Origin of the sequence: Pseudomonas sp. B392_1p (assembly GCF_052245235.1) — a bacterium.
In the GTDB taxonomy this organism is placed as follows: domain Bacteria; phylum Pseudomonadota; class Gammaproteobacteria; order Pseudomonadales; family Pseudomonadaceae; genus Serpens; species Serpens gallinarum.
Window position 1 is genome coordinate 1 of the sequence record NZ_JBQPXM010000041.1, and the last position, 264, is coordinate 264.

The following is a 264-nucleotide window of genomic DNA, read 5'->3' on the forward strand; positions in this document are numbered from 1 at the left end:
TCGGCGGTGGTACCGGCGCGCGGCTGCTCGTCGAGGACAAAAGCCAGCGGTTCGCCCTTGCGCTGGGGCACCAGAATCGGCGTGATCTCGTCGGCGAAGCGCCCGGCCTCAATGGCGGCGGCGGCTTTGTGCTGCGAGGCGGCGGCGAAGGCGTCCTGCTCCGCGCGGGACAGGCCGTATTTCTCCGCCAGGTTCTCGGCGGTGATGCCCATGTGGTAGTCGTTGAAGGCGTCCCACAACCCGTCCTGGATCATGGTGTCGATA

At 67.4% G+C, this 264-nt stretch carries 1 pseudogene; it reads right to left on the reverse strand.

Going from position 1 to position 264, the window contains the following annotated elements:
* Positions 1–264, reverse strand: a pseudogene (locus ACTV8E_RS20720) (acetyl-CoA C-acetyltransferase); the annotation flags it as partial.